Origin of the sequence: Paucibacter sp. KCTC 42545, assembly GCF_001477625.1 — a bacterium.
GTDB lineage: Bacteria > Pseudomonadota > Gammaproteobacteria > Burkholderiales > Burkholderiaceae_C > Paucibacter_A.
The window spans coordinates 3,012,297-3,037,802 of sequence record NZ_CP013692.1 but is presented as its reverse complement, the minus strand read 5'-3'; the positions used below and the strand labels follow the sequence as shown (position 1 = coordinate 3,037,802).

Annotated in this window: 24 protein-coding genes; 7 read left to right on the top strand and 17 right to left on the bottom strand. The window is 63.2% G+C overall.

What is annotated here, in order from left to right; all coding sequences use genetic code 11:
- The first annotated feature begins 100 nt into the window (after positions 1–100).
- Positions 101–1,435, top strand: a complete 1,335-nt coding sequence (locus AT984_RS13200) for a sugar MFS transporter (RefSeq protein WP_058722315.1) — start codon at positions 101–103, stop codon at positions 1,433–1,435.
- 164 nt (positions 1,436–1,599) lie between these two features.
- On the opposite strand, the gene AT984_RS13195 is transcribed toward AT984_RS13200, so the two are convergent.
- Positions 1,600–2,730: a PEP-CTERM sorting domain-containing protein gene (locus AT984_RS13195; protein ID WP_058720480.1), complete on the bottom strand. Its 1,131-nt coding sequence runs from the start codon at positions 2,728–2,730 to the stop codon at positions 1,600–1,602.
- Between the two features lie 172 nt (positions 2,731–2,902).
- Positions 2,903–3,724 (bottom strand): substrate-binding periplasmic protein, encoded by an 822-nt coding sequence (locus tag AT984_RS13190; RefSeq protein ID WP_082680009.1) that lies wholly within the window; start codon positions 3,722–3,724, stop codon positions 2,903–2,905.
- Between the two features lie 444 nt (positions 3,725–4,168).
- Between AT984_RS13190 and AT984_RS23005 the strand changes: the two genes are divergently transcribed.
- From AT984_RS23005 to AT984_RS13180, 3 genes are all read left to right on the top strand, one after another.
- Entirely contained in the window at positions 4,169–4,414 is a 246-nt protein-coding gene (locus tag AT984_RS23005; RefSeq protein WP_156422025.1) for a hypothetical protein, read from the top strand.
- Positions 4,415–4,479: 65 nt separating this feature from the next.
- Complete coding sequence (locus AT984_RS13185) at positions 4,480–5,073, top strand: hypothetical protein (RefSeq protein WP_058720479.1); 594 nt, start codon at positions 4,480–4,482, stop codon at positions 5,071–5,073.
- 194 nt (positions 5,074–5,267) lie between these two features.
- Positions 5,268–6,035 (top strand): substrate-binding periplasmic protein, encoded by a 768-nt coding sequence (locus AT984_RS13180; protein ID WP_058720478.1) that lies wholly within the window; start codon positions 5,268–5,270, stop codon positions 6,033–6,035.
- Between the two features lie 26 nt (positions 6,036–6,061).
- On the opposite strand, the gene AT984_RS13175 is transcribed toward AT984_RS13180, so the two are convergent.
- The 11 genes from AT984_RS13175 to AT984_RS13125 all read right to left on the bottom strand — a co-directional run bounded on the left by AT984_RS13175 (position 6,062) and on the right by AT984_RS13125 (position 17,245).
- Positions 6,062–7,606 carry a tryptophan halogenase family protein gene (locus AT984_RS13175; protein WP_058720477.1) on the bottom strand — a complete coding sequence of 515 codons (1,545 nt, stop codon included), beginning with the start codon at positions 7,604–7,606 and terminating at the stop codon, positions 6,062–6,064.
- A 36-nt stretch (positions 7,607–7,642) separates the two neighbouring features.
- A complete protein-coding gene (locus tag AT984_RS13170) occupies positions 7,643–9,199 on the bottom strand; it encodes an ATP-binding protein (RefSeq protein ID WP_058720476.1) in 1,557 nt (518 codons plus the stop codon).
- Positions 9,189–9,947, bottom strand: coding sequence for a response regulator (locus AT984_RS13165; RefSeq protein WP_058720475.1), 759 nt, complete (start codon positions 9,945–9,947; stop codon positions 9,189–9,191). The genes AT984_RS13170 and AT984_RS13165 overlap by 11 nt, the downstream gene beginning before the upstream one ends.
- An 8-nt stretch (positions 9,948–9,955) precedes the next feature.
- Positions 9,956–11,341 (bottom strand): extracellular solute-binding protein, encoded by a 1,386-nt coding sequence (locus AT984_RS13160; protein WP_197418083.1) that lies wholly within the window; start codon positions 11,339–11,341, stop codon positions 9,956–9,958.
- A gap of 488 nt (positions 11,342–11,829) precedes the next feature.
- The gene (locus AT984_RS13155; protein WP_082680007.1) at positions 11,830–12,246 is read right to left on the bottom strand and encodes a VanZ family protein; all 417 of its coding nucleotides are present in this window, start codon (positions 12,244–12,246) and stop codon (positions 11,830–11,832) included.
- Between the two features lie 161 nt (positions 12,247–12,407).
- Positions 12,408–13,172, bottom strand: a complete 765-nt coding sequence (locus AT984_RS13150) for an SDR family NAD(P)-dependent oxidoreductase (protein ID WP_058720473.1) — start codon at positions 13,170–13,172, stop codon at positions 12,408–12,410.
- Positions 13,173–13,239: 67 nt separating this feature from the next.
- Positions 13,240–14,826: a cryptochrome/photolyase family protein gene (locus tag AT984_RS13145; RefSeq protein WP_058720472.1), complete on the bottom strand. Its 1,587-nt coding sequence runs from the start codon at positions 14,824–14,826 to the stop codon at positions 13,240–13,242.
- Entirely contained in the window at positions 14,823–15,047 is a 225-nt protein-coding gene (locus tag AT984_RS13140) for a DUF2256 domain-containing protein (protein ID WP_058720471.1), read from the bottom strand. The genes AT984_RS13145 and AT984_RS13140 overlap by 4 nt, the downstream gene beginning before the upstream one ends.
- A complete protein-coding gene (gene ubiG / locus AT984_RS13135; RefSeq protein ID WP_058720470.1) occupies positions 15,044–15,790 on the bottom strand; it encodes a bifunctional 2-polyprenyl-6-hydroxyphenol methylase/3-demethylubiquinol 3-O-methyltransferase UbiG in 747 nt (248 codons plus the stop codon). The genes AT984_RS13140 and ubiG overlap by 4 nt, the downstream gene beginning before the upstream one ends.
- Positions 15,787–16,863: an NAD(P)/FAD-dependent oxidoreductase gene (locus AT984_RS13130; RefSeq protein WP_058720469.1), complete on the bottom strand. Its 1,077-nt coding sequence runs from the start codon at positions 16,861–16,863 to the stop codon at positions 15,787–15,789. The genes ubiG and AT984_RS13130 overlap by 4 nt, the downstream gene beginning before the upstream one ends.
- 10 nt (positions 16,864–16,873) lie before the next feature.
- Positions 16,874–17,245 (bottom strand): thiol-disulfide oxidoreductase DCC family protein, encoded by a 372-nt coding sequence (locus AT984_RS13125; protein ID WP_058720468.1) that lies wholly within the window; start codon positions 17,243–17,245, stop codon positions 16,874–16,876.
- Between the two features lie 95 nt (positions 17,246–17,340).
- Between AT984_RS13125 and AT984_RS13120 the strand changes: the two genes are divergently transcribed.
- Entirely contained in the window at positions 17,341–18,423 is a 1,083-nt protein-coding gene (locus tag AT984_RS13120; protein WP_197418077.1) for a MerR family transcriptional regulator, read from the top strand.
- A gap of 54 nt (positions 18,424–18,477) precedes the next feature.
- Here AT984_RS13120 and AT984_RS13115 read toward each other — a convergent pair whose 3' ends face one another.
- Positions 18,478–19,233 (bottom strand): substrate-binding periplasmic protein, encoded by a 756-nt coding sequence (locus tag AT984_RS13115; RefSeq protein WP_058720466.1) that lies wholly within the window; start codon positions 19,231–19,233, stop codon positions 18,478–18,480.
- Between the two features lie 374 nt (positions 19,234–19,607).
- Here AT984_RS13115 and AT984_RS13110 point away from each other — a divergent pair, with 374 nt between their 5' ends.
- Positions 19,608–20,156 (top strand): hypothetical protein, encoded by a 549-nt coding sequence (locus AT984_RS13110; protein ID WP_058720465.1) that lies wholly within the window; start codon positions 19,608–19,610, stop codon positions 20,154–20,156.
- Between the two features lie 478 nt (positions 20,157–20,634).
- Positions 20,635–21,048, top strand: coding sequence for a globin family protein (locus AT984_RS13105; RefSeq protein WP_058720464.1), 414 nt, complete (start codon positions 20,635–20,637; stop codon positions 21,046–21,048).
- A 1,034-nt stretch (positions 21,049–22,082) separates the two neighbouring features.
- Here AT984_RS13105 and AT984_RS22535 read toward each other — a convergent pair.
- From AT984_RS22535 to AT984_RS13085, 3 genes are all read right to left on the bottom strand, one after another.
- A protein-coding gene (locus tag AT984_RS22535; protein ID WP_231741419.1) for an IS3 family transposase occupies positions 22,083–23,218 on the bottom strand; the annotation gives its coding sequence in 2 pieces (ribosomal slippage) (positions 22,083–22,957 and positions 22,957–23,218; 1,137 coding nt in all).
- Entirely contained in the window at positions 23,196–23,666 is a 471-nt protein-coding gene (locus AT984_RS13090; protein WP_058720463.1) for a restriction endonuclease subunit S, read from the bottom strand. Before AT984_RS13090 ends, AT984_RS22535 begins: the two co-directional genes overlap by 23 nt.
- On the bottom strand, positions 23,663–25,276 hold the full coding sequence (locus tag AT984_RS13085) for a type I restriction-modification system subunit M (RefSeq protein ID WP_082680004.1): 1,614 nt from the start codon (positions 25,274–25,276) through the stop codon (positions 23,663–23,665). Before AT984_RS13085 ends, AT984_RS13090 begins: the two co-directional genes overlap by 4 nt.
- Between the last annotated feature and the right edge of the window lie 230 nt (positions 25,277–25,506).

The following is a 25,506-nucleotide window of genomic DNA, read 5'->3' as shown; positions in this document are numbered from 1 at the left end:
TCCACGGGCTTGATGGCTTGCGGCTCACCCCTTGTTTTTCTTCGTTTCGCTTTGCCCTACCCACTGCCCGCTGGGAGTTTTCGCAAAAATGGATTCCGTCATGCAAACAAGCCCTGATGTTCAGGCGCCGCCACGCTCGGCGCGGGACGTGGTTCTGCCCATGTTGTTCATCGGCCTGCTGTTCTTCATCCTGGGTTTTGCGACCTGGTTGAACGGCTCGCTGATTCCCTTCCTCAAAATCGTCTGCGACCTGAATAACTTTCAGGCCTTGTGGGTCACGTTTGCCTTCTACATCGCCTACACCGTGATGGCCTTGCCGGCAGCCGCCGTGCTGGGCCGCATCGGCTACAAGAACGGCATGACGGCGGGTTTGGGCATCATGGCCATCGGCGCCTTGCTCTTCATCCCGGCTGCGCGCTCCAGCTATTACGGCATCTTTTTGCTGGCCTTGTTCACCCTGGCCACCGGCATGACGCTGATGCAAACCGCCATCAACCCCTACATCGTCTGCATCGGTTCGCGCGAGAGCGCGGCCATGCGCATCAGCATCATGGGCTTGTTCAACAAGGGTGCCGGCATCGTTGTACCCTTGGTGTTCTCGGCGCTGATTCTGTCGGGCGTGGATCAGTTTTCCGACAGCGCCCTGGCTGCCTTGGATGCCGCCGGGCGCGAAGCCGCACGGGCTGAGTTGTCGGCCCGCCTGGTCTACCCCTACGCCGTGATGGCCGCAGGCTTGCTGGTAATCATGATCATCATCCACTTCTCCTCTTTGCCCGAGATTGCGCTTGATGATGAGCCGGCGAAAGGCGGGGATGAGCTGACCCGCTTTGGCGTGTTCCAGTTCCCGCAAGTGGTGCTGGGGGCGCTGGCCTTGTTCGCCTATGTGGGGGTGGAGGTCATTGCCGGTGACACCATCGGCCTCTACGGCCACAACCTTGGCGTGGCCAATTTCGCGGTGCTGACCTCCTACACCATGGGCTTTATGGTCCTGGGCTACTGCCTGGGCGTAGCCTTGATCCCTAAGCTGATGGCGCAAAAGACGGCGCTGCTCTTGTCTGCCACCAGCGGCATCATTTTCACGTTCGGGGTGGCCACCAGTTCTGCCACTGACACTGGCATTAGCCAGCTGCTTTTGGGTTGGGCGGGTGTGCCCGCCGTGCCCAATACGGTGATGTTCCTGGCCTTGCTGGGCCTGGCCAATGCCCTGGTCTGGCCTTCGATCTGGCCGCTGGCGCTGGAAGGTTTGGGCAAGTACACGGCGGCCGGTTCAGCCCTGCTGATCATGGGCATTGCCGGTGGTGCCTTGCTGCCCATGCTGTATGGCCGCATCTCCGACGCCAGCGGTGCGCAGGCGGGTTACTGGCTGCTTCTGCCTTGCTATGCGCTGATTCTTTTCTACGCGCTGGTGGGTCACAAGCTGCGGCGCTGGAAGTAAGGCCTTGGGCGGCCGGCCGCTATTGAGCGCCATCGACATCGACATGGGCTGACGCCGCGCCATCAGCGGGGTTTGTTCAAGTGGGACAGACCACGAGTGCAGCAAGAAGACCCGCGTGGCACCAGCCAGGCGGGTCGTTTCCTTTTGGTGCGAATCGCTTTTTTTTAGACGCCGCGCTGGCGCTGCCGCATCAAGCCAATCAGGCTCAGCAGGCCCACCAAAAGCAGGGCGGCACTTGCCGGCTCCGGCACCGGTGTGAGCAAGAAAATGTGCTGGCTCCACTGGCCGCTGGCGCTGTCGAAATAGTCACCGGCGCCGAGAATCTGGCCGCTTTCATTGATGTCTCTGGCCTGAGTCAGCTTGCCGAAACTCGCACCCGTGTGGCTCAAGGTATTCAGATCAATCTCGCTCCAGCCCAGCGCCCCTTGGGTCCACATCATGGCCCGCTCGTCGTAAGGGCCGTAAGAGCCATAGCCGACGATGACACTGGCTTCGTTGATGCCGCCGACCCCGCCGACGTTCATCTGCCAATTGGCTGCCGTGGCACTGACCGGCAATGGCGTGACCGTGTTGCCTTGCCAGACATAGGTCTGGTTCCAGCTATAGCCCGCCGCCTCATAAAAAGCTGTGCCGGCCACCGTGTTTGAGTTGTTGATGGCCGCGCCCGCCGGTCTGAAGCCGGCCCGCTCGGGGATGAAGGTCGTGGCGCCGACGCCGTTTGAATAGCCAGCCTGGAAGTTGGCCGTGGGCGAATTGACATTGCTCATCAAGCCCATGCCGGCATCGTTGATGGCGCTGCCGGTGCTCCATTTGTTCAGCTCTGTGATGGCGTAGCCGCCGCTGCCATCCGGTGACCAGATCGCCGCACCGTCCCCGGTGTTGCCGATGACCTGGCCCTTGGCATTGATCTGTCGCACTTCGGAATAGCTATAGCCCGCCCAGTTTGCCAACTGCGGCAAGTTGGTCCGGCTGCCGGCCTGCCACACAAAGGCCTGCGATGAGCCGGCATTGCGATCAACGCCGATCACAGCATTGCTGTTATTGATGCCGTACAAGGCAAAGTTATTGGCATTGCCCTGTGCATTGAATAGCTCGGTGACCGTGTAGCCGCCGGCCGTGGGGCTAAGAATGCGGTTGCCGAGTACCACCCAGCCTTGATCGTTCAAGGCCATGGTCTGCACATTTTGGGCCGAGCCGAGATCGGTGATGGTCCAAGTGACAGCGGAATCCGCCGTGCTGCCCATCAGAGCCAATGCCAAGCCCGCCGTCATCGCCATGGTCGAGTAATGCTTCATCCCAAACCCCTTGCGTCCATTGACTAGAACTCGGCCAGGGCACTGCATAGGTGGCCCCGACCCTGCATCAATGATGGAGGTTTGCGGCCGGCACCATTTGATTTGGATCAGATGGGCATCAAAGTGGACGGGGACTTGGCTACTGCCAATTCAAGGTTTCAGTCCACGAGAACTAGAACGTGACGAAGGCCTTGGCGTCTTCGGGGCTGAAGTATTTGCGCATGATCTTCAGCAGCGTGCCGTCGCGGCGCATGCCGTCGATGATGGCGCGCCATTTCGCTTGCTCGGCCTCAGGCAGAGACTTCTTGGACATGATCAGCCCATGCAGCACCGGCGGGTCGCCGAAGTCCAGGGTGCGAGTTAGCTTGCTGAGCGCGGCGCGCTCGACCTGAGAGAAGTTGAAGGGCTCGATGATCATGCCCTGGATGCGGTTGCGGGTCATCATCTCCAGCAGTTGCGCGTGGTCGGCCACTTCGTTGATGCGGCCGTTCGCTGCCAAGCGATCCACCAGCTGATTGGCGCGTTCGCTGTAGCGGAAGCTGCGGATCTGCCCCAGATAGAGTTCGGGGCTGCGCTCGAAGCCTTCCAGCGTGCTCACCTGCGCGTCTTTGCGCAATAGGAATTGGTATTTGTTGAACAGGTACCAAGCGAAGCCGGCGAACTTCTCCCGCGCCTCATTGCTGATGCCCGACATGCTGAAGTCCAGCTCGCCGGACTCGATCCAAACCCAGATGCGTGAGCGCGGCATCACGGTGGTTTCGATAGCGCAGCCGCTGCGCTTGATCAGCTCGTCCGCCACGTCCCGGTCAATGCCTTGCTGGGTCGCTTTTGAGTAGAGCAGGCCGTGGTCATGAAAGGCCAAGGTGAAGCGCCGCGAACAACTGGGCAAGTCCGCCGTCGCCGTCGCCGCCGCCGCAGCTAGCGGCAGCAGGCACAGCCAAACCAGCACAGCGGCTGTGTAGCGAATGGCTGGGCGAGGAAGCGCAAGACGCATGAATTCTCCGTTATGGCTGATGTCGCGCTGCGGCGCGGCGAGCGACTCAAGTCTATGGCACTTGCACCGGCGCGGCGTGCCCTGGCTTGTTAGCGCGGCCCTGTGCGGGGCAGGGTTACTGCTGCGCCTTTGCCACAGCGGCACGAAGGTTGATGCCGATCAAATGTGCCCAATCGCCTCGATGGGAGCATGAATTGAAGCCCACAAAAAGCGAGAAAGCATCTGTGATGAGTCCAGCTCTGATCTCCTGCTCACCAGCCCTAGCCCCAGCCGTTGCCGCCAACGGCTGCACGCAGGCAGTGCCGCTCGGCCTAGCGGCGTGCACGCTGCTAAGCGGTCCCATACGCAAGACCGGCGCGCTTTAGCCGGTGTGATTGCCCAGGCCGGGGCGGGCAGGACATCCCGCACCTCGGTCTTCATTTCAACTGTCCAAGCGAGGAAATCATGAAGAGATTGAAATCCGTTGAGCCAACGGAGGACGGCCCACGCCAGCCACTGCTGGAGCGGCCTCGTCGAGGCCTTAGCCTGGTGTTTGCGCTCGCCCTGGCGGGCGTGCTCGGCGGCTGTGGCGGTGGGGGCTCAGGCAGCGCACCCGAGCCACCGGCACCACCCCCAACGCCACCCGCGCCCAGCACGCCGCTGAGCTGGGATCAGCCCCAGGCCACGTGGGACAACGTGGTGTGGCAATAGGCCTCGCCACCACTTCTTAAGCAAGAAACGACCAATTCAGTACTTCTATTTTTTGAAAGATTGATATGCGCAAGACTTTTATCGCCCTGACCCTCGCTGCCATCGCCACCGCTGCTTCCGCGCAAGTGACGGTGCCCAACACCTTTGTGGCCGGCGCGCCCGCCAAGGCGGCCGATGTCAATGCCAACTTCCAGGCCCTGGCCACGGCGATCAATAGCCTGAATACCCGTGTGGGCAAGCTCGAAGGCGGACCGGTCACCAGCAGCGATTTGGTGGGTAGTTACACCATCAACGCCATCCAAACAGAGCTGGGTGGCGCAGGCATCAATCCTGGCAAGTTTGTCTCCACCTATGTTGCCAAGGGCACGATCAGTTTTTCGGCCGACGGCACCGGGAAAATTAAGGGTTATGTGGAGACCGGTCACGAAGTGCCACTTCACGACGCCGCCGGGCCGCGCACGATTCATAGCGTGTCGGTTCCCGAGCTCAACTTCAGCTGGAGCTATGTCAACGGTGTGCTTTCGGCCAAAGACAGCAATGGCAATGTCATGATCAACGGCTCGGCCACCGTTGCCTTGGGTGGCAAGTTGATCATCATGACCTCCAGCAACCCGAACGATGGCACCAGCGTGCTCCAGGTCTGGACCCGAAGCAACTGAGCTTAGCGTTTGACTCGGCGCGTCGGCCGATGCGGGCAGTGTGCAATTGCACCGCGTCGGCCGGCGCGTCGTCTTGTTCTTGTCACCGAATTTGGGGGGGCACCCTCTTAGAATTGAAGCGTATATAAAACTCAGAACATCGGGCACCCTGTGTTGGATCGCTGTTTACTCCAGCCAGAGGCTGAATCATCGCCATGCGCCGCCGCGCCTTAAACCTTGCCGCCCTGGGCCTGCTGGGATGCGGAGCGGTCAGCGCTGTCAGTGCGGACGCCAACGAGCGCGTCACGCTGCAGGGCTTCACCGAGCCGCTGCCGCCGCTCAACTATGCCGACGACTCCGGCAAGGCGCAGGGCTTCAGCGTTGACTTGCTGCGCATGATTGCGGCTCAGGCAAAAGTGCCGCTGGAGATTCAAGTCACGCCCTGGGTGCGGGCCACGCAACTGGCGGCTGGCACCCCCAATAGCGTCTTGTTCTCGCTGACCCGCCTGCCGGAGCGCGAGGGCAAATTCAAATGGGTGGGGCCGATCAGTGAGCGGCGCATTCTTTTGTATCGCCTGAAAGATCGCACCGATCTGCAGGTCAAGGACTTGAAAAGCCTGCACGGCTTGAAGATCGGTGTCGTGCGTGAGTCCGCCGCTGCCAAACGCCTGCAAGCCGAAGGCCTGCGGGTGGGCGAAGAGCTGGAGTTGGCCCTCGATGACGGCAGCAATCTGCGCAAGCTGCTGGTCGGCCGCATGGACTTGCTGGTGATGCTGGATTGGGCTGCTGCCTGGAATCTGCGCCAACTCAAGCTGGACTACGCCACCCTGCGCCCGGTGCTGGAGTTGGACAATGCCTACGAGTATTGGTACGGCCTGCATCCCGATTGCGACGACGCCTTGGTGCAGCGCCTGCAAGCCGGCTTGAATGTGCTGCGCCGCAACGGACGTTACGACAAGCTGCGTCGCCAGTATTTCAGCTGAGGTCGTGGCTGCGTGTCAGGCCTTGCTCAGCGCGGCTGAGTGTCCGCAGCAGCGTGTTGCTGCAGATAAGCCCGGTGGCCCCAGAACTCGCCAGCCTTCGCCGCCAAGGCCGACCTGGCTTGCGCGCTGCTGATCAGCCCACTTGGCGGTGCAGGTTGCAGGCCGCCGGGGAAGCGGCCCATGCCCGCCAGCAGGCAATACCAAGAGGGGCGGATGTACATCAGTGCCTCGCCATGCCGGGTCAGCTCAGCCTCGAAGTCAGCGCCGCAGTCCCACACCTCCAGAATGCTGCCCAGGCGCGCGGATATGTTGCGGTTGGCAAGGTTGGCGCGCCAGTATTCGGTGTCGTCCCGGCTATTGAGTTGGTAGTGGCCCACCACATAGTCGCGGACGCCCTCGAACATTTGCCTGATACGGGCATTGAAGCCGGCCTGGCCCGCGCGGCCGAAGTGGGCATGTTCCAGCGCGGCAATGAAGTGATCGAGCGAGAACTGAATCAGCATCAAGGCCGTGGCCTCCAGCGGTTCGATGAAACCTTGCGACAAGCCGATGGCCAGGCAGTTGTGGCGCCAGTGCTCAGAGACTTGGCCCACCCGCATCTTCAGATGCCGTGCCTCGCTGTCGTGCGCCGCAGGGCCCAAATGTTCGCGTAGCTCTTGCTCGGCTTCTTCGGCGCTGACAAAGGCCGAGGCGTAGACATAGCCATTACCAAACCGATTGGTCAGCGGAATTTGCCAGGCCCAGCCATGGCTCAGGGCGGTGGAGCGGGTTTGTGAGGGGATGTCCTGGCTTTCGTCCAGCGCGGTGGGCATGGCGATGGCGCGGTCATTGAAAAGGTTGTCCGCGAAGGACTCAAAGGGCACGCCCAGGGCCTGGTTGATCAACAAGCCCTGGAAGCCGCTGCAGTCGATGAACAAGCTGCCCGTCAGAACCTCGTCGCTGCCGTTCAGGCGCAGACCGCTGATGTCGCCATTCTCTTGACGTAGCACCTCGGCCACCGTGCCGATGCGATGGGTGACACCCAGTTTGAGCGCATGCGACTTGAGGAACTGGCCCAGCAAGCCAGCGTCGAAGTGATAGGCGTAGTCGGTCGGCGGGCTGGTCCGGCCGTCGGCGCGCGGCAGGTAGAAGGGCGCTTTGCGCTGGCGTGCAAGCTCGGCCGCAATGAAGAAATCCTGCGGGTTCGCGTCCGCCGCGCTGCCGCGCCGGCGCAGGCAGGCTTGGGTGAAGAAGCGGGTGCCCAGGCTCAGGTCGTCCTGATTGAAGAAGGGGTGCACATAGCTCTCGAAGCCTGGCTGGGTGGTCCATTGCGGGAACTCGATGCCGCATTTGTACGTGGCATTGCAGGCCGGCATCCATTCGCTCTCGGCCAGGCCCAGGCGGCGGAAGAATTCGCGCAGATAGGGGGTGGAACCTTCGCCCACGCCGATGGTGGCGATCTCGCTGGATTCGATCAGGGTGACGCGGCAGCCCAGCCCGCCCCACTGCTGCATCAAGAGGTTGGCGCTCATCCAGCCGGCCGTGCCGCCGCCGACGATGATGATGTGCGCGATGGCTGCCGGAGGTGTCATGGCCTGTACGTGCATGCGTGCTGAGCTGATTGCGAGTCAGGGCGCGCGGCTGGGCAAAGCCATGCGCACCTCGAAGCCGCCTTGTGGATGATTGCGAAAGCGCAGGGTGCCACCATGGTCGGCCACGATGTCGCGCACGATGGACAGGCCTAGACCCAGCCCTTCCTTGCGCAGCTTGGCGCCATGCTCCAGCCGGGTGTAGGGCTGACCCAGCTTGGCCAGAGCGCTCTCGGGCACGCCGGGGCCGTGGTCGCGCACGGTGAGCAAGACCTGACCCTCTTCGGGGCTGCCGGCCTCGCCTTCGCTCATGCGCAGCTCGGCTCTTCGCTCGGCTTTGTGCTCGGCGCCGGCGCCGTAGAACATGGCGTTGTCCAGCAAATTGCCGAGCGCGCGTTTGAGCGCCAGCGGCTTGCCGAAGACGGTCAGCGGCTTGTCCATCAGCTCGATGTGTTGGCCGGCCATGCGGGCGTCGCGCACCATTTTCTGCAGCACGAGGTCGATGCGCACCGGCACCCGGTTCTCGTGGATGTCGGTGTCTTTGACGATCTGCAAGGCGGTCTTCACCATCATGTCCAGCTCGTCCAAGTCCTCATGAAACTCCTCCTGCACGGCCAGGTCGTCCAGCAGCTCGCTGCGCAGGCGCAGCCGGGTGATGGGGGTCCGCAAATCATGCGAGATGGAGGCGAACAGGCGCTCGCGGTCGCTGAGGTAGCGGCGGATGCGCTCTTGCATCTCGTTGAAGGCCTGGATGGCGTGGCGCACTTCAGACGTGCCGCTGAGTTTGAGCGGCTTGGGTGTGGACTTGTGCCCCATGCGGGCCGCTGCGCGGCTGAGTCCGCGCAGCGGGCGTGTCAGTGCGCGCGCAGCGATTAAGGTCATCAGCAGGGCCAGGCCCAGGGTCAGCAACTGCGGGGCCATGCGTTGCCAGGTGAAGAACTCCAGCTGCTCCAGAAAGTAAGGGTCGGGCAGGGCGCTGGTGAGGTAGAGCCACTGGCCCGGCTCGGTCTCGGCCTGGATCACCAAAAAGGGGGCGGGCCGGTCCGGCGTCAGCAAGGAGGGCTCCACCCAGCTGTCTGGCAGCTCCGACAAGAGCGCGCCGCTGGGCGCTACTTGCAGGCCGACCGGGGAGGCGAGGGTGACATTGAGCGCCGTGCCGGGCTTGAGCTGGGCGCGCAATTCTTGCAGTACGCCTTCTTCCATGCGCCGTGCCAGGTCTTGCCCGGGCAGCGGGGTCACGCTGACTGCAGCGTTATTGAAGAAAACCAGAAAGCGAGTGCCGCCCATGGTGCGCAATTGCTCGATCAGCAAGGGCCGGTAGGCGGCGGGCAATTCCCGCAGTGCGCGCAAGGCGCCGAGTGCGCCGCTGGCCACATGGTGAGCGGCCAGCTCGGCCTGGTGCTTGGTGCGCTGCTCGATCTGGTTGTACCAAAGCAGATTGATCAAAAGCTGCACCAGTGCCAGGCCGCCCAACATGGCCAGCACGAAGCGGCCTTGCAGGCTGTCGAACAAAAAGGCCAGGAAGCGCTGCGGCCATTGTCGCCACGAATTGCGCCAGCCACGCCCGCCCAGCGTGGCGCTGGCCTCAGAGGGCATGGCCGGTGTCTACCGTGGTGGCAAACACATAACCCGAGCCGCGCACGGTCTTGATCAGCGCCGGCTGTTTGCCATCGTCTTGCAAGCGCTGGCGCAGGCGGCTGACCTGCACGTCGAGCGAGCGGTCCAGCGGCCCGAGGTCGCGGCCGCGGGTGACCTCGGCCAGGCGGCTGCGGTCCAGCACCTCGCCGGGGTGTTCCACCAGCAGCTTGAGCAGTTGAAAGTCCATGCCCGAGAGGGCCGAAGCCACGCCGTCAGGGTCGATCAGGCTGCGCTCCAGGATGTCCAGGCAAAAGCCGTTAAAGCGGAAGAAGCGAGGCGGCTGTGGCGCTTGGGGCGGTGGCGCCGTCAGCACTGTGGGCGGGCGGTCTTGGCCGGAGCGGCGGTGGATGGCCTTGATGCGGGCCAGCAGCTCGCGCGGATTGAAGGGCTTGCCAATGTAGTCGTCGGCCCCCAGCTCCAGGCCGACGATGCGGTCGGTTTCCTCGGCGCTGGCGGTCAGCATGATGACCGGCACTTCGGAGCGTTTGCGCACCGCCTGGCAGAGCGCAAAGCCTTCGGTGTCGGGCAGCATGACGTCCAAAATGCACAGGCTGATTTGCGCTTGGCTGCGTTCAAACTCGGCCAGAAAGCTGGCGCCGTCATGGGCTAGCAAAACCTCGTACTGGTTCTTTTCGAGATAGGTCTTGAGCAGGGTGCGGATCTTCTGGTCGTCGTCAACGATCAGGATGGTGCGATTGGTCGTCATGGATGGGTTCAGGAAGATTTGTGGCCCAGGGCACGCAGCAGGCCTTGCAGCTTGCGCTGCGCGGCGGCCGGGCTCTGGCTGGGGTCCAGGGCGAAGCGGTGCACGGTTTCGATGATGGCGTTCTTGCCCACCTCGCCAAATGCCATGCGGTGCACCAGGCTGGGCACACGCGGCGTGTTGGGGTTGGCGAAGAGGCGGAAGGATTGCTGGGCGCAGAGATCAAGTTCATCCACCGGCACATCACGCCGCACCGGGACCGAGCCTTTGATGCGGTTGTAGCCCAGTTGCAAAGCGGCGCTGCCCAGCAGCTCGGCCATTTTTTCTTGGCTGGCTTGGGCGTTGTTGTTGCTGCTGCCATTGCCGCCGTTGCCACCATTGCCGTCATTGGCCAACATGGCCAGGGTGTCGATGCTGAAAAGATGCGCCTGCGCCGTGCCGGGCACGGCCTTGCAATCAAAGTCACGCCCGCCTTCCAGCCCCAGGGTGCCTAGCTCGCCGCGTGCCCAGTCGCCCATGATCAGCATGGCGGAGCGGCCGGCGGCAAAGTCGGCCACCAGCTCGGTCCAGGGGCGCTCGCCGGGTGCGCCGCTGCTGGAGGCGCTGGCGGCGCCGCTGCTGGCGTTGGGATTGGCCGCCAGGCTGCGCCAGGCGCGCAGGCGCGCAAAAGCGCGTTCCAGCGCGGGGTCCGCAAAAGCCTGCGGGTCGCGCTGCACCAGCATGCGCCGGTACAGGGCCGGGCCGGCCTCGCCGAGCAGAAATGCCTCGAACACGGTGGCCACTTGCCAGGGTTCATCGCTGAAGGCCACCGGCGTCACCCCGGCGGCGCGCAGGGCGCGGGCGGCGCGCTGCAGCCCGTCCCAGTCGCTGGGCAGCTCGATCTTGTGTTGGGCGAAGACGGCCTTGTTGAGATAGAGGTTGTTGATGCGGTGAATGCCCAGCGGCGCGGCCACCACGTGATCGCGCACCGTCACCTGCGCCATCACTTGCGGGAACATGGTCTTGGCCCACATGCGCTTTTGCGCCACGCCGTTGAGGTCCAGCAGCAGGCCCAGATCGGCCCATTCACTCATCGATTGGCCGTTGAGTTGCGCCACCTTGGGTGCCATGCGTCGCAGGGTGCGCTCGTTCAGCACCTTGATGGCGGCGCCGCCGCCGCCGCCCGCCACCGCGCCGTCTACCCAGCGCAGGCCCACCTCGGCCATGCGCGCGGCGACGTGGTCGGCGGCTGCGCGTTCGCTGGCCGAGGTCCACCAATGCAGCACATTGAGTTCGCCGGCGCCGTCGCCCGTAGAGGCTGAGGTGGTCGAGCCGGCACTCAAGTTGTTCGTGGGCGCAGCAATGGCCGAGCCCAAGCTCAGCCAGCCAAGCGGAAGCAATGCAAGCGTTGTGAGCATGCGCCGCATCTTGCCCCGCGGCCCTGGCCTGCTGGCTTTGTAAAGGTTGGACTTTGGTGAGCTTGTGTAAGACAAAAGAGGGGTCCGCGACGGCTGTTGTGACAATTCTGGGTGGCTGCGCTCGGGGCTGGCGATAGGGGGTTTCGCTGCACCGGGCGGCTTGGGCCCCGTCTCTCCCATGAGAGCAGGCGCTGGAGCCTACGTTAAAAAAGGTAACACGAGGCCGGCGCGCCACAGAATGGCAGTTTGCACGCTGCGGTCCTAGGGCTCGGCAGCGTTGAGGATCTCAGTTAGGCTGCGCGCACAAATGGCCCGCTCTGGGTCAGGGCGAGGGCCAGGACGCCGCCGCGCAGGCAGGCAGGTGTCGAGCCCTTGCGCTTCACACGTGCTCCTCGTTCACTGCGAGCCGCCCCTCCCGACCAATGCGGGGCGGCTCGTAGGTTCTTTTCTGGGGGCATGACGAACCAGCCCAAGCCTTGCTACGCGAACTACGCAGCGCGCTGGAGGCCTGACAGTTTGAGTAGCTTGAGCAGCGCCATCACGATGAGCAAGCCCATCGCAATGCCCAGACTGTCCGCGAACAGGTCGGCCCATTCGCAGCTGCGACCCGGCACGAAGTATTGGATGAGTTCAATCGCCCCGCCATAGGCCACCAAGCCCAGCGGCAGCGTCAGCTTGCGCGCCCGGGGCCAGGCCAAGCGGCCGACAAAGGCCAGCGAGCCAAAGGCGAGGAAGTGATTGGCCTTGTCCCAACCGGTGTCCATTTCTTTGGGCGGAACGGGAGCGAGCGCCAGGAAGCTGATCACGCAGAGCAGCAGCAGGAACAGCCATTGCCAGGGCGCGGGCGCCAGCAGACGACTCAGCAAGCGTTGATGCAGAGGGGCTGGCTGAGACTCTTGAGGCATGGCGTGGGCGTTGGTGGCTGCTTAAAGGTCAAGGCCTAAGGTCCGACCTTGAATTGCTGCCGGATTCTGCCTTGCCTTTGTGAAGGTCCGGCGGTGTGCCTGGGGCTTGGCCCATGCGGCCAGCAGGCCACCGGCGATCAACCCATCAGCCCATCAACCCATCAACGGACCAATGGCCGCACGCTGGTGAAGCCACCGTCCACCGCGATCACCTGGCCGGTGATGCGCGAGGCGCCATCTGAGAGCAGCCAAGCCATGGTCTGCGCCACTTGCTCTGCGGTTTGCACGCCGCCCAAGGGGTATTGCTTGCCAGCACCTTCGCGCATGGCATCGGCGCGCAGCATGCCGGCGGTCAGCGGTGTTTCGGTCATGCCCGGGGCCACGGCATTGATGCGCAGGCCTAGCGGCGCATAGGTGGCGGCTGCGCTGCGGGCGAGGGCTTCGATGCCGCCCTTGGCCGCGGCAATGGCCTCATGGTTGGCCACGCCGATGCGCGCCACCACGCTGGAGGCCAGCACCGCCGCGCCCGGCTGCCCGGCGCTGCGCAGACCTTCCACCCAGGCTTGCAGCATGAACAGGGCGCTGTCGAGATTGACGCGCAGCACCTCGCGGATCTGCGCCGGGCTGCTGCGGTGCAAGGGCGCGATCAAGGTGCTGCCCACGCAGTGCGCCAGCAAGGTGGGCGGGCCGCCCAAGTGCTCGCTGCAGGCGGAGATGGCGGCGGCTGCGCCTTCGGGTGTGGTGGTGTCGGCGCAGATGTGGGCATCGGCCTCCAAGTCGGCCAAGGTGGCGCCGTCGCGCCCCACGGCCGCCACGCGGTGGCCGGCAGCGCGCAGCTGCGCCAGCAAGGCGCGGCCGATGCCGCCGCGCGCGCCGGTGATCAAGGCGATGTGGGAGCTTGATGAAGAGGTGGTGGTGCTGGTCATGGCGGGCTTTCGTTGGCGGTGGGAGAGTGGGGTGGGCTGGCCGGCTTTGAGCCGAACTGAATGGCGACTAAGCCGCTGCGCCAACAGCGCCGCTGCGTATGGCCTCGGCGCGCTCTTGCACGGCTTGCCGGTCGGCTTCGCTGAGCCTGCTCAGGTTCTTCACCTGCAAGGCGGTGCGGGCGTTCTGGCTCAGCAGGGTTTGGTGGCGGATCAAAAAGTCCCAGTACAGGGTGGTGTAAGGGCAGGCGCGCTCACCACTGCGCAGCGCGGGGTCGTAGCGGCATTGCGAGCAGGGGCCGCCCATGCCTTGGATGTATTTGCCGCTGGCCACATAGGGCTTGCTGGCCATCAGGCCGCCGTCGGCGTACTGGCTCAGGCCCAAGGTGTTCGGCAACTCCACCCATTCCACCGCGTCTACATACACGGCCAGATACCACTCGTGCACCTGCTGTGGCCGCACGCCCAGCAGCAGCGCGAACAGGCCGGTCACCATCAGGCGCTGGATGTGGTGGGCATAGCCATGCGCCAGCGTTTGCGTGATGGCGTCGCGCAGGCAGGCCATATCGGTCTGGCCGGTCCAGTACCAAGCCGGCAGGGGATGCTGCGCAGCCAAGGCATTGCGCTCGGCATAGGCCGGCATCTGTGTCCAGTAAACGCCGCGCACAAACTCGCGCCAGCCCAGGATCTGGCGGATCAGGCCTTCGGCGCTGGCCAGCGGCACCCGGCCGGCGCGGTAGGCGGCTTCCGCCGCGTCCACTACCTCTCGCGCGCCGAGCAGCTTGAGATTGAGCGCAGCCGAGAGCTGTGAGTGATACAGCCAGGGCTCGCCTGGCCACATGGCGTCTTCATAGCGGCCGAACAGCGGCAGGCGTTCCTCGATGAATCGCTGCAGGGCTTGCAGCGCCTGCTCCCGCGTGACAGGCCAAGCAAAGCTGTCCAGCGTGCCGGGGTGGTGGGCGAAGCGTGTGTTCACCAGTTCGATGACCTCGCGCGTGATCGCATCGGGCTCAAACGTCGCGCGCGCTGGCAGCAGGCCGGGGCCGGCGGGGCCGAAGGCGGCGCGGTTGTCGGCGTCGAAATTCCACTGCCCGCCGCAGGGCTGGCCCTCGTCCATCAACACGCCATGGCGCTGGCGCAGTTCGCGGTAGAAATACTCCAGGCGCAGCTGCTTGCGGCCCTTGGCATGGGCGGCGAACTGGCGCACCGTGGTGTAGAAATGGCGGTCCTCGCGCACCTCCAGCTCAGGCCCGAGGCCTGCTTCCCCAAGCGCTGTTGTGGATGGCTCGGCCGCTTGAATGCAGGCTTTGATGGCTTGCCAGACGCGCCAGTCCCCCGGCGCCGTCATCAGCACCCGCTGCGGCGCCAAGGTGGCCAGGGCGGCTTGCAACTCGGCGGCCAGGCTGCCGAGATTGGCGGGGTCCTCCAGCCGCCGGTAGTGCAGCGGGCGGCCCGCCGCACGCAGGGCTTCAGCGAAATGGCGCATCGCGGAAAGGAACAGGGCGCTGCGCTGTTTGCTGGACCAGACTTGGGTGGACTCCTCCGCCACCTCGGCCATCCACACTGCGTCTTGGCTAGGGTCGAAGCCGTCGAAGGCGGCGGCGTCCAGGTCGAGTTGGTCGCCCAGCACCAGCACCAGATGGCGCACGCGGCTCATGGCTGGAACCGCGCGAATTCATCGTTAGGCGCTGCGGTGCCGGCAAGAGCCTTGCTTCTGCGGCAGGCATCGGAGCAGAACTTGACCTCGTCCCAGCTGCGCGCCCAGCGCTTGCGCCAGCTCATGCTGCGGCCGCAGGCCATGCAGGGTTTGCTTGGCAGTGCTTGCTTATTGCCTTTGAACGAGGTGGCGGCGCTGGCTGCCGGCTTCGCGGCCTTCATGCTTGGGTCAACCTGGCCAGCGGGCAGGCAAAAGTGACGTGGTAGTTCACGCGGGTGTCGCGGCACCAGCTGGCACGGTGCAGCACAGGCAGATAGCGCATGCCGCGTAATTCAAGCGTTTGCAGCCCGGCGCGTTCGGCCTCGGCGCGCAACTCGCTCGGGCGCACAAAGCGGCGCCACTGATGCGTGCCGCGCGGCAGCACGCGCAAGAGGTATTCCGCGCCGACGATGGCGAAGAGAAAACTCTTCCAGCTGCGGTCAATGGTGGATGCCATCAGCAAGCCGCCGGGCGCAAGCCGCTGCGCCACGCTGGCCATGAAGGCCGGCACATCTTCGACATGCTCGACGACTTCCAGCGCCAGAACGAGGTCGAAGCGCTCTTGCGGCCGCAGCACTTGGGTCACTTCGCCCAGCCGGTACTCCAGCCGATCTTCGAGCCTGAGCCCGGCGGCATGGCGCTGCGCTGCCGCCACATTGCCGGGCGAGGCGTCCACGCCCACGACTTGGGCGCCGCGCTTCGCTAGCGGCTCGGCCAACAAGCCGCCACCGCAACCCACATCAAGGATACGCAGGCCGGCCAGCGAGCCACCAGGCGCCAGCTTGAAGTGGGCCTCCAAACGCGCCAGCACCAGTTGCAGCCGCAGGGCGTTGACGACATGCAGAGGCCGCATCGGCCCAATCGGGTTCCACCAGCTGGCGCTGAGGCGGTTAAAACGTTCAATCTCGGAGGCGATGGCGCTCATGCGTGTGCTGGCCGGTCATGGGACAGTGGGGTCTTGCTGCTTGCGTTGATTGCCGCCGCCAAAGCGCGGGCTGAAGCCCAAGCGCCCTCAACGCCGGCGCCGCCCAGGGCATCGCCGCAGGCGCCAAGGCCGATGGCGGCATCCCAGCGGTGGGTGGTGGTGGAGATACTGGAAGCCGCAGCGCGCGGCACCGAGGCATAACGCCAACGGTGCACGGTGCTGTAGTGCCAATGCGGTTGGCGGCCGAGTTGCTGAGCCAGGGCTTGTTTGAGGGCGGCCTCCACCTCGGCGGCCGGCGCTTCGAGATGAGTTTGGCTCCAGTCCACCGTGGCGTGCGCGACCCAGTGGGTCAGGCCGGGCTGCGGCTTGCGCCCGGGCTTGGCATCGTCGCGAATCACCCAGGCCAGCGGTCCGCTGCTGGGCCAGGCCAGGTCCCAGGCTGGGGCTTCGGCCGAGGCTATTTCATCGGTGACGGCCATCAAGGCCCAGCCAGGCAGCATCTTTTGAGCCTGCGCTTGTTGGGCCCAAGCGGCTTGGTGGTCTTGCAGCAAGGCGGCAGCCTGCGCGGGAGGAATCGCCACCACTACGGCCGCGAAGCCTTGGTCCACCGTCGTGCCGCCGCTCTCCAGGCGCCAGCCGCTTTCGTCGCGGCGCAGCGCCTCAATGGCGCAGCCGGTGCGCACCGGCAGGCCCGCCAGCAAGCTGCGGCACAGGGCAGGCATATCGGGTGTGGGCGTCCACAGGTCAGGGCTGCCCAGCGGCAGATAGCTGCTGGGCGCCATGCGCGGGCTCCAGCGGGTCAGCAGCCCGTCGCCTGCGGCCTGGGCGACAAAGCTGGCGAAGTCAGCCGAGTGCGCGCTGAAGCAGGGCGCGCCGTGATCAAAGCTGGCCGGGTGTGCGCTGCCGCTGGCATCAGTCCAATCGAGCCGGCGCGTGCTCATGCGGCCGCCCACGCCGCGCGATTTGTCGAATACCTGCACAGCCCATCCGGCGCTGGCCAGCAATTGGGCGCAGCTGGCGCCCGCCATGCCGGCGCCGATGATGGCGATGCGAGGTGCGGAATTGGTCCTCATGTCGCCACCCTCACTTGGGCTGGCGCCAAGCGCGCCGAATGAATAGAAAGCCCCGATAAGCCGGTTCCAGCAGCTTGAGCGCGAACGCAGAGCCCAGCAGCCGGCCCAGCCATGCCCAGCGCGGCAGCGTCTGCCACAGAGTGGTGAAGGCCTGCGCGCCGCTGACCAGGCGGCCGTCCGGGTGGCGCCAATGCAGGCGGGCCATGGCGGCCTCGCGGCTCAAACCCGGGCCTAACTCGCCAGGCTCGCAGCGCGCCACGTCCAGCCATTGGATGTGCTCGGCGCCAGGCTGGCTGCGGTACATCGCCACCTCGCGGGAGCAGACCGGGCAGGCGCCATCGAAATACAGGGTCGGAAGCGGCGTGGCGGCGGGCGTTTTCATGGCTGGATGATAAAACAAAGCAACTCATGATGAACTCGAAGGTCTTTTGGTGTCGATTTGTCGCTCATAATCAAACTCAAAATCAACTCAAGCGAATGATGATGCGCAAATCAATGCCGCCGCCGAATGAACCTTCCAGGGGGCTGATTGAAGAGGCCGCGCCGTCTTTCCGCAGCAGTGCGGTCGCGCGCATGGCGCAGATGCCGGTGGCCACCCTGCGCATATGGGAGCAGCGCTATCAGGCAGTGCGCCCCGGCACGGCGCCCTCAGGCCACCGGCTTTACAGCGCGGCCGATGTGCAGCGGGTGATGCTGCTGCGCCAGTTGACTGATCAGGGTCATGCCATCGGCGCCACGGCCGGCTTGTCCACGGCGCAGCTGCAGGCTTTGGCTGCACAGCAATTGCACGCGCAGCAGAGCAGTCCCGCAGCGGGCGGGAGTAAAGGCAAGCCGGCGCGGCCGGGTGCTGCCGCCTTGCGCGTGGTGGTGGTGGGCCATGCGCTGGCCGCGCGTTTGCAGCGCCCGGCGGTGGCGCAAAGCCTGGGCCAGCCGCTCAAGCTGCTGGCGGTGTTTGAGAGTTTGGAGGAGGCCGCTGCCCACGCGCCCGAGGTGGCTTGCGACTTGCTCATCTGCCATTGGCCCGCGCTGCCGTCCGAAGTGTTGCCCATCATCAAGCTGGCGCAGCAAGCCCGCTCAGCGGCTCGCTTCGCTGTGGTCTACCGCTTTGCCGGCGCCGCCGCCAAGCGGGCATTGGCCGAAGCCGGTGCCGCGCTTTTGCGCGAGCCGCCCGAGGATGAGGATCTCGGCCAATGGCTCGGCGCGCTGCAGGCAAGCATTGAAGCCAAGTCTGCCCAACTGGCACCGACGCTTGTGCCAGCGATCGCAGCCAACACGCTGTTGGCCGATGGCGTTAGCCCACCGCCGCGCCGCTTTGACGATGCGGCGCTGACGGCCATTGCGGGCTTGTCGCCCACACTGGCCTGCGAATGCCCGCGCCACATCGCTGAGTTGCTGATGCAACTCTCCAGCTTTGAGGCCTACAGCGCCGCCTGCATCAAGCGCAGCCCGGCTGATGCCGAACTGCACGCCCATCTGCAGCGCGTGGCGGGCGCATCACGGGCGATGTTTGAGGCGGCGATGGTGACACTTGCCGAGCACGAGGGCTTGAACCTGTCCTGAGTGGCCTCTGTTTCCCGGATTCGGTGCAGCAAGGCGAGGGCCCTCGGCCCCGCCTTAGTCTGGAACTTTGACGCCCCAATGCCGCCCTAGCTCCCTTAACGCGCCGGAGCTGTGCAGCGACTCCAGTCCAAGGTCAAAAGCCTGCCGCAACTCCTCGCCCTGCGCGTTGCGGGGGTAGGCGAAATGCCCGGCCTGCACCGCGATCGGCGGTTGCAGAACGAGCATTTGCTGCGTCAGACCCATCGCCTGCAGCACCGGTTCGGTATTGCGCTCATTGCTGGCCAGTAGTTCGATGCGACCGCGTTGCAACATGCGCAAGCCGGTGGCCACATCGCCTGGATGGCTGAGCTTGAGCTTGCTGCGGGCTTGTTCGATTGCCGGGCCATAGGCCCAGCCCACGACCAGCCCCACCGAATGGCCGCTCAGCTCGTTCGGGTCGCCACGCCACAGCCCTGCATTGCTGGGCAAGGCATAGAACACCAGCGCGTCTTCATAAAAGCCGCGCTTCGAAAAAAGGAAGCGCGCCTCTCGTTCCGGCGTGCGATAGGGGCCGATCAAAATGTCCGCCTGCCCTTGCTCCACCATCATCTGCGCCCGCGCCCACGGCACGCTTTCAAAGCGCAATCGCTGCCCCTGCAAGCCAGCGGCCCGGTTCAATAGATCAACCGCCAAGCCGCTCGCTTGCCCCTTGGCATCCAACTCGAAAACGCGAGGGAAATGGGTGCCTACAGCCAGCAGGTCCCGGCCAACTGCCGGCCCCCAGAGCAGCGCGCAAAGCAGCAGAACCGGCAGTCGGTAAAAGATGTGCATGGGTGGGCAGGAGTGGGCAAGCCAGATTGATTATGCGACCCAAATCCGGCGGTCCTGCGCCTCCGCTGCGGGTGGTGCGAATCCCAGAAACGACAAAGCCTGGCTCTCACGAGCGAGGCCTTGTGCTTTTTGTTTTGGCGTCGATCAAATCAAGCGGCCCCGATGTGGGTTGCTACTGAGCACTGCAGCCTGAAATGAAGGCCAGAATCTGCGTGAGGTTTTGCTTGTCATTTAATGCCTTTTTTTCACACCGCAAGTGCCGCGCAAAGCGAAGCTACAAGCCGCTTGCAGTCTTGTCGCATTGAGCATGTGATGCAGACAGGGTGCCTATTTTTGTGTCACTTCTGTCTCCATATATCCGAGTTAGGCCGCCTATGAAGTCACCGCATGAACTGCTAAAGCAAAGCGAGGACCGTCTGAACGTGGCGCTTGCCGAATATGAAGCGCCTCCCTCAAGTACTTTGGCGCACGAGTTCTATGAGCTACGACTTCAGTCCGCCATCTTCAATTACGACGTTTCGTATGACCTTGTCTCGCTCTGGAAGAATGATCCGTCCGGCTTCGCCGAGAAGGTCGCGCTCAAGAGCATCATTCATCGGCTGTACGAATATGATCTTCTCGTCCGCAACCACCTCGTGAATCGAATGCTCAAGCTGGCAACTGATCGAGACGTTTCGGTAGATCACGAAGCCCTGAAAGCAGCTCGCGATCGTTGGATGCCGCAGCTGAAACGCATTCGATCCTGGTCACAACTCCGCAACAAGGCCGCAGGTCACTATGACAACGATGTCCGTCTCCAGGTTCAACACCTGCGTGGGATTGACCGCAACGAAGTCACCGAAGCCGTGCAAGGGTTTCTCTCTTACAACATTAGCCTACTTCTCGTGCTCCGAGATTCCGGGCGCGGTGCGGCAGCGGCCTAACCTTCATATCGAGCAGACTTGCAAACGACGGCCGCACATATTGCACATTAGGCATTGGCTCAACTATGTCGAAGACCAGTCTTCACTTCAAATCAGAATCCAGCCCACGTCCTGCCCTGTTCGATGGGCGCCGCGCACTCGTCTACGCGTGTTTGGGTGGGCTATTCGGGCTGGTTGGCGCATTGTTCGGTAAGGCTTTCAACCCAACCCTGATGGGCTGGTTCAGTAGCTACCCAGCCTGGGTCTTTCCAGCCCTTTTCGTCGGTCTACTCGCTGCCATGACCTTGGCTGGCTTGCTTCTCCCACCTGTCCTCCGACGTTTGCGCAGCCGCAAGCGCGCCGATGCCTAATCTCCTGCTCAAGTGGAGCGGCAATTGCAGGTCGCCCGCGGGCATCATTTCAGGCTTGCGCAAGCCGAGTCACTACATGCCGGCAAGAGTTTGCGAGTAGCCGCCAACAACACCAGCAGGATTCCAATATGGACCAACAAACGATCACCCTCGTTCAGGACTCATGGGCGAAAGTTATCCCCATTGCCCCGGCTGCTGGTGCGCTGTTTTACGCGAACTTGTTTGAAGCGGACCCGAGCTTGAAAGCCCTCTTCAAGGGCGACATGACCCAGCAGGCGAGCAAGTTGATGCAGATGATCAATGCCGCCGTTGCCAAGCTAGACGATCTTGATTCCCTTGTGCCCGTGCTTCAGCAGCTGGGTCAACGCCACTCGACTTACGGTGTACAGCCGGCCCACTACGACACCGTGGGCGCCGCACTGCTGAAGACGATTGAGCAGGGTTTGGGTCCTGCATTCACACCGGCAACGAAGGAGGCCTGGGCCTCCGTCTACGGGCTTATCGCCAGCGTCATGATGGCGGAGACGAACGCGAAGGCATAGCGCCGCGGCCTGCTTTCCGGCGTGCGCGTGGAGCCCAAGTGCAAGGCGCCAGGCGGCCCGACTGCAGTTTGTGAGCTTCGTCCTTCTGAGTACATGGAGTCTTCCCGTCAATCGGGCTTGGCCGTTCAGGGTCGAAGTCGTGTTTCGCACTCACGACTGACACGAGGCGGTCAGTTTGTTCGGACCAAAGTGCCTACACATCGCCTACATGCACGCCAGAAACGACAAAGCCCAGTTCTTGCGAACTGGGCTTTGCGTTTTTTGTATTGGTGCCGGAGAGATGAATCGAACACCCGACCTTCTCATTACGAATAACCCGGAAACATTGTAGAGCGGCATGGATTGGGGTGGCTAAACTCATTGTAAATCAACAGGTTGCACGCACATAACTTGATTTATGGACGGCATTTGTGTTGATAGATATTCCGCCAAATATCGAGAAAGTGGCTACATGGTGGCTACATGGCAAGAAAGAACAGGAGTGACCCGATATGGCCCGCCCAAGCAAGAACAGCCAAATAGACGTGAGCAAAGCATGCGAATTGACCGCAGGAGCAATTGCACGTTTGTCCTGCCCAGCCGAAAAAGTGCAAGCCTTTTTGCGAGACACCAAAGCACCCGGATTGCGTGTGCGGGTAGCTGTTTGAAAGACCTCGGCGCTGAGGTGAGTTGCTCTATTCACAATAAGGCTCCAGAACCCCGCCGAACGGCAAGGTATGGGGCTCATTGAGAACACCGGTAATCTATGCCGCTATGGCGCCGCTATCAGCATGTAGATTTCATGAAGGTGTTGGAGTGACTGCCGCAATGAAATGCCGCTATTGAATGCCGCAGTAGACAGGCATTCCTACGGATGCCTTAGTGCGGATTTCAGCGATCCCGGACAGCCATTTCAGCGTGATGGCGGACAGCGTTTCAAACTGATCGCGGACAGTTTGGGTGCGCGCAAGTGCCTGGGTTGATGGTAGCTCAGGTGTCCGCGATCAGCCTGAATTGGGCTGGCCCGGACGGTTCTGCGGTGGTTGGTTTGGTGCTCATACCGAGTCCTGTTTCTTGCGCAGCGACTCGCCCTTGAGCGCGATCTTTTGTGCCGAATGGACGATCCGGTCCAAGATGGCATCGGCCAATGTCGGGTCATCCAACCATTGGTGCCAGTTTGAGACGGGTAGCTGACTGGTGATGAGCGTTGAGCGGCTGCCGACCCGGTCGTCGAGCAACTCCAGCAGGTCGTTACGGTCGGCCGCCGTGACCGGTGCAATCGCAAAGTCATCGATCACCAGTAGGTCAATGCGCGCCAGTTGTGCCAGGCGCCGGCCGAAGGAGCCGTCGCCGTGGGCCCGGCAGGTGAACTCCGGCCCGTTGTCGGTTCTCACCGCCGCAGGGTAGCCCCTGAAGATCGCGGCCCGGTCCAGCAACCGCGTCACGTACTGGCCCGAGATGCCGTAGTCCACGGCGATGTCCACACACTCGTGCGTGAAGTCGTCGGCCACAGTCAGGCACTTGATACGCCGGCCATTGGCCAGGCTGTCGGAAACGAAGTCCATGCTCCACACCTCATTGACTCGGGTCGGCACGGTGAGCGGCACGCGCTCGCTGGCTGCCCGTCTGATCTTCTTGCGCTTGCGCACCGCCAACTGCGCCTGGCTGTACAACCGATAGACGCGCTTGTGATTGACGCCTGGGAACTGTGGGCGCAGCACGTCATGGATGCGGCGATAGCCGAAGCGGCGCCGCACCTGTGCGATCTCGACGATCTTGGCGCTGAGTTGCTGCGTGGCCTCATCGACCACGGGCGGGTTGCGATAGCTGTCTCTGGAGAGCCCCACCAGGCGGCACGCGCGGCGTTCGGACAGATGGTGCTGGGCAATCATCTGGGTCGCCGCGTCGCGCCTGACCTGCGGGGCTAGGGCTTTACGCCGAAGACGTCCTTGAGCGCGTGGATGTCCAGGTGGGCCTCTGCCAGCAGGCGCTTGAGCTTGGCGTTCTCGCCTTCGAGCTCGCGCAGTCGCTTGGCATCCGTGGCCTGCATGCCGCCGTACTTGGCCCGCCACTTGTAGAACGTGGCGTCGCTGAAGCCGCCTTGCCGGCACAGCTCCTTGATCGGCATGCCGGCCTCGGCCTGCTTCAGGAACCCAATGATTTGTTCCTCAGTAAATCTGCTCTTCTTCATGTCCATCATTCTCCTGGTTGATGGACTTCCTCTCCATTACGCTGGTACGGCTGGGAGGGTGCAGGTCAAGAGGAGGAGTTGCCACTTCGAGAGCTTCAAGTGACGCCCTACTAAGACTGGGTACACCTGAAGCCTCGTTCAGCTTTCTCAGGTCGAAAGATGAGATGGCGTAGTACAACCATGACCAGTCGAACTCCCGTTTGGGAGTCGTGTAGTACGTGGTGTCAATTGCCCAGAACGGCCCGGCACATCGCTGAACTTTGTCAATCGTGCCCTTTCGCCCCAAGATAACACTTGGGCCGTCGCAAACAATTTCATTCGTGAATCCAACAACTCCGCCAGTTCCGAAGATGGGAAATCCGTCATCGAGTTTCTCGATTTCGGCGGGGGACTTGCCGTAGACGACGTTGACTAGAGATGCGAGCTTTTCGACGGTCCATCCGTTCATCCTTGAGTCTCCAGCAAACCAAGCTCAGCCAAAAAACCGTTCAGGCGCTCATCAACCTGTGCTTCTTCTTCGGCTAGTGCTGCCAACTGCGCCAAGGTGGCCACCACATCGACGGTCTCTTCGGTCTCGCCGTTGTCGATATATCGGGCAATGTTGAGGTTTCCGTCGTTGCTGCGAATTTCGTCCAGCGAGACCACGCGGCAATAGTTCTCCACCTCGGTTTGGTGCTTGAAAGCCGCCTTGTGCGTACTGGCGATGTGGGCGATGTCCTCAGCACGCAGGCTGTTCTGGGCCTTGCCTTCAAGGTAGTCGCGGCTGGCGTCGATGATGATGACCTTGCCCTTGAGCGCAGCAGGCTTGCGTTTGTTCAGGACGAGCACGCAGGCCGGAATGCCGGTGTTGTAGAACAGGGCCTTTGGCAGGCCAATTACGGCCTCGATGAGGTCGCCGGATTGATTGCCGCTGGCAGAGTCGGTGCCGAACAGCAGGCCCTCGCGAATCTTGCCTTCTTCGCCACTGCGGAACAGCACCCCGTGCGGCAAGATGATGCCCATGCGGCCATCGGCTTTGAGGCTGGCCAGCATGTGCTGGGCGAAGGCGAGGTCGGCATAGCCACGCGGCGGGATGCCGTAGACAAAGCGACCGTAGGGGTCATTGACCTGCTTGTAGTTCGGCGCCTTGGGCTTCTTGTCGCCGCCCTGCTCTGCCTCATTGGCCAGTTCCAGCGGTGACCACCATTGCTTGGCCGAGAACGGCGGGTTGGCAATGACTCGGTCAAAGGTCCTCAGGTAGTCGCCATCGAGGTGTTTGGGTTCGACCAAGGTGTCGCCGCGCTCAATCTCCGCCCGCATGTTGTGAAGGTAGAGGTTCAGCTTAGCGATGGCCCATGTGCCAAGGTTCTTTTCCTGCCCAAAAAGCAGCACATTGGGCTTGGCCCCCAACAGCAGGCCGCCCGGCAGGTTGGCGATGTGGTGGGCGCTTTCCACTAGCATACCGCCGCTGCCGCAAGTGGGGTCGTACACGCTGTGGCCGGGCTGCGGGTCGATGAGTTCCACCACCAATTGCACCACCGCCTTAGGCGTGTAGAACTCCCCACCCTTCTTGCCTGCGTCGTCGGCGAACTGCTTAATCAGGTACTCATAGGCGTCGCCCAGCATGTCCGCTTTGTAGAGGTCAGCATTGCCCAGCTTGTATTGGTTGAAGTGGCGGAGCAGCCGCTGCAGGGTGGCGTCGGACAGCACGCGCTTGTCGCCGTACTGGGTGGCGGTCAGCACGTGCTGCAGTTCGGGGTTGTTCGCTTCGATGGTGGCGAACGCCTTGTCCAGGGCCTCGCCGATGTTCTCGGTGCGGGCAATCAGGTCGGGCCAGCGGGCCGTGCCGGGGAAGTGCCCCCACTTGTCTTCGACCTCTTCCTCGGCCTCAGCCGCGCTCAGGCCCTCGGCCTGCATCAACTGGGCAACACGCTCCTCGAACACGTCGTTGAAGCGCTTGAGGAACAGTAGACCGAAGATGTAGTTCTTGAAGTCCGACGAGTCGATGGAGCCGCGCAGGATGTTGGCGGACTCCCAGAGCCACGATTCGAGGGCTTCAAGGTTGAGCTGATTGGACATGGATACGGGGTTCAGAGAGGGGAGGGCAATGTTCGCAGCTTCGGATTTTCGAAGTTGGTAGCTCAAAGGCAAAAAAGAACCGGCCACTTAAGCCGGTTTTTCAGCGAGGTGCAAGCCTAACAGGTCACTTTTGATTGGTGCGACGACGCGTCATACCTACGATTAGGCTAAGCCCGGCAAGCACGAGGGCGAAAGTTTCGGGCTTAGGCACGGAAAGGGCCACGCCTACA

Bases quoted from the DNA above. Each gene is read 5' to 3' on its own strand.
- AT984_RS13200 (WP_058722315.1), top strand. From the start codon at position 101: ATGCAAACAAGCCCTGATGTTCAGGCGCCGCCACGCTCGGCGCGGGAC.
- AT984_RS13195 (WP_058720480.1), bottom strand. From the start codon at position 2,730: ATGAAGCATTACTCGACCATGGCGATGACGGCGGGCTTGGCATTGGCT.
- AT984_RS13190 (WP_082680009.1), bottom strand. From the start codon at position 3,724: ATGCGTCTTGCGCTTCCTCGCCCAGCCATTCGCTACACAGCCGCTGTG.
- AT984_RS23005 (WP_156422025.1), top strand. From the start codon at position 4,169: ATGAAGAGATTGAAATCCGTTGAGCCAACGGAGGACGGCCCACGCCAG.
- AT984_RS13185 (WP_058720479.1), top strand. From the start codon at position 4,480: ATGCGCAAGACTTTTATCGCCCTGACCCTCGCTGCCATCGCCACCGCT.
- AT984_RS13180 (WP_058720478.1), top strand. From the start codon at position 5,268: ATGCGCCGCCGCGCCTTAAACCTTGCCGCCCTGGGCCTGCTGGGATGC.
- AT984_RS13175 (WP_058720477.1), bottom strand. From the start codon at position 7,606: ATGACACCTCCGGCAGCCATCGCGCACATCATCATCGTCGGCGGCGGC.
- AT984_RS13170 (WP_058720476.1), bottom strand. From the start codon at position 9,199: ATGCCCTCTGAGGCCAGCGCCACGCTGGGCGGGCGTGGCTGGCGCAAT.
- AT984_RS13165 (WP_058720475.1), bottom strand. From the start codon at position 9,947: ATGACGACCAATCGCACCATCCTGATCGTTGACGACGACCAGAAGATC.
- AT984_RS13160 (WP_197418083.1), bottom strand. From the start codon at position 11,341: ATGCTCACAACGCTTGCATTGCTTCCGCTTGGCTGGCTGAGCTTGGGC.
- AT984_RS13155 (WP_082680007.1), bottom strand. From the start codon at position 12,246: ATGCCTCAAGAGTCTCAGCCAGCCCCTCTGCATCAACGCTTGCTGAGT.
- AT984_RS13150 (WP_058720473.1), bottom strand. From the start codon at position 13,172: ATGACCAGCACCACCACCTCTTCATCAAGCTCCCACATCGCCTTGATC.
- AT984_RS13145 (WP_058720472.1), bottom strand. From the start codon at position 14,826: ATGAGCCGCGTGCGCCATCTGGTGCTGGTGCTGGGCGACCAACTCGAC.
- AT984_RS13140 (WP_058720471.1), bottom strand. From the start codon at position 15,047: ATGAAGGCCGCGAAGCCGGCAGCCAGCGCCGCCACCTCGTTCAAAGGC.
- ubiG (WP_058720470.1), bottom strand. From the start codon at position 15,790: ATGAGCGCCATCGCCTCCGAGATTGAACGTTTTAACCGCCTCAGCGCC.
- AT984_RS13130 (WP_058720469.1), bottom strand. From the start codon at position 16,863: ATGAGGACCAATTCCGCACCTCGCATCGCCATCATCGGCGCCGGCATG.
- AT984_RS13125 (WP_058720468.1), bottom strand. From the start codon at position 17,245: ATGAAAACGCCCGCCGCCACGCCGCTTCCGACCCTGTATTTCGATGGC.
- AT984_RS13120 (WP_197418077.1), top strand. From the start codon at position 17,341: ATGATGATGCGCAAATCAATGCCGCCGCCGAATGAACCTTCCAGGGGG.
- AT984_RS13115 (WP_058720466.1), bottom strand. From the start codon at position 19,233: ATGCACATCTTTTACCGACTGCCGGTTCTGCTGCTTTGCGCGCTGCTC.
- AT984_RS13110 (WP_058720465.1), top strand. From the start codon at position 19,608: ATGAAGTCACCGCATGAACTGCTAAAGCAAAGCGAGGACCGTCTGAAC.
- AT984_RS13105 (WP_058720464.1), top strand. From the start codon at position 20,635: ATGGACCAACAAACGATCACCCTCGTTCAGGACTCATGGGCGAAAGTT.
- AT984_RS13090 (WP_058720463.1), bottom strand. From the start codon at position 23,666: ATGAACGGATGGACCGTCGAAAAGCTCGCATCTCTAGTCAACGTCGTC.
- AT984_RS13085 (WP_082680004.1), bottom strand. From the start codon at position 25,276: ATGTCCAATCAGCTCAACCTTGAAGCCCTCGAATCGTGGCTCTGGGAG.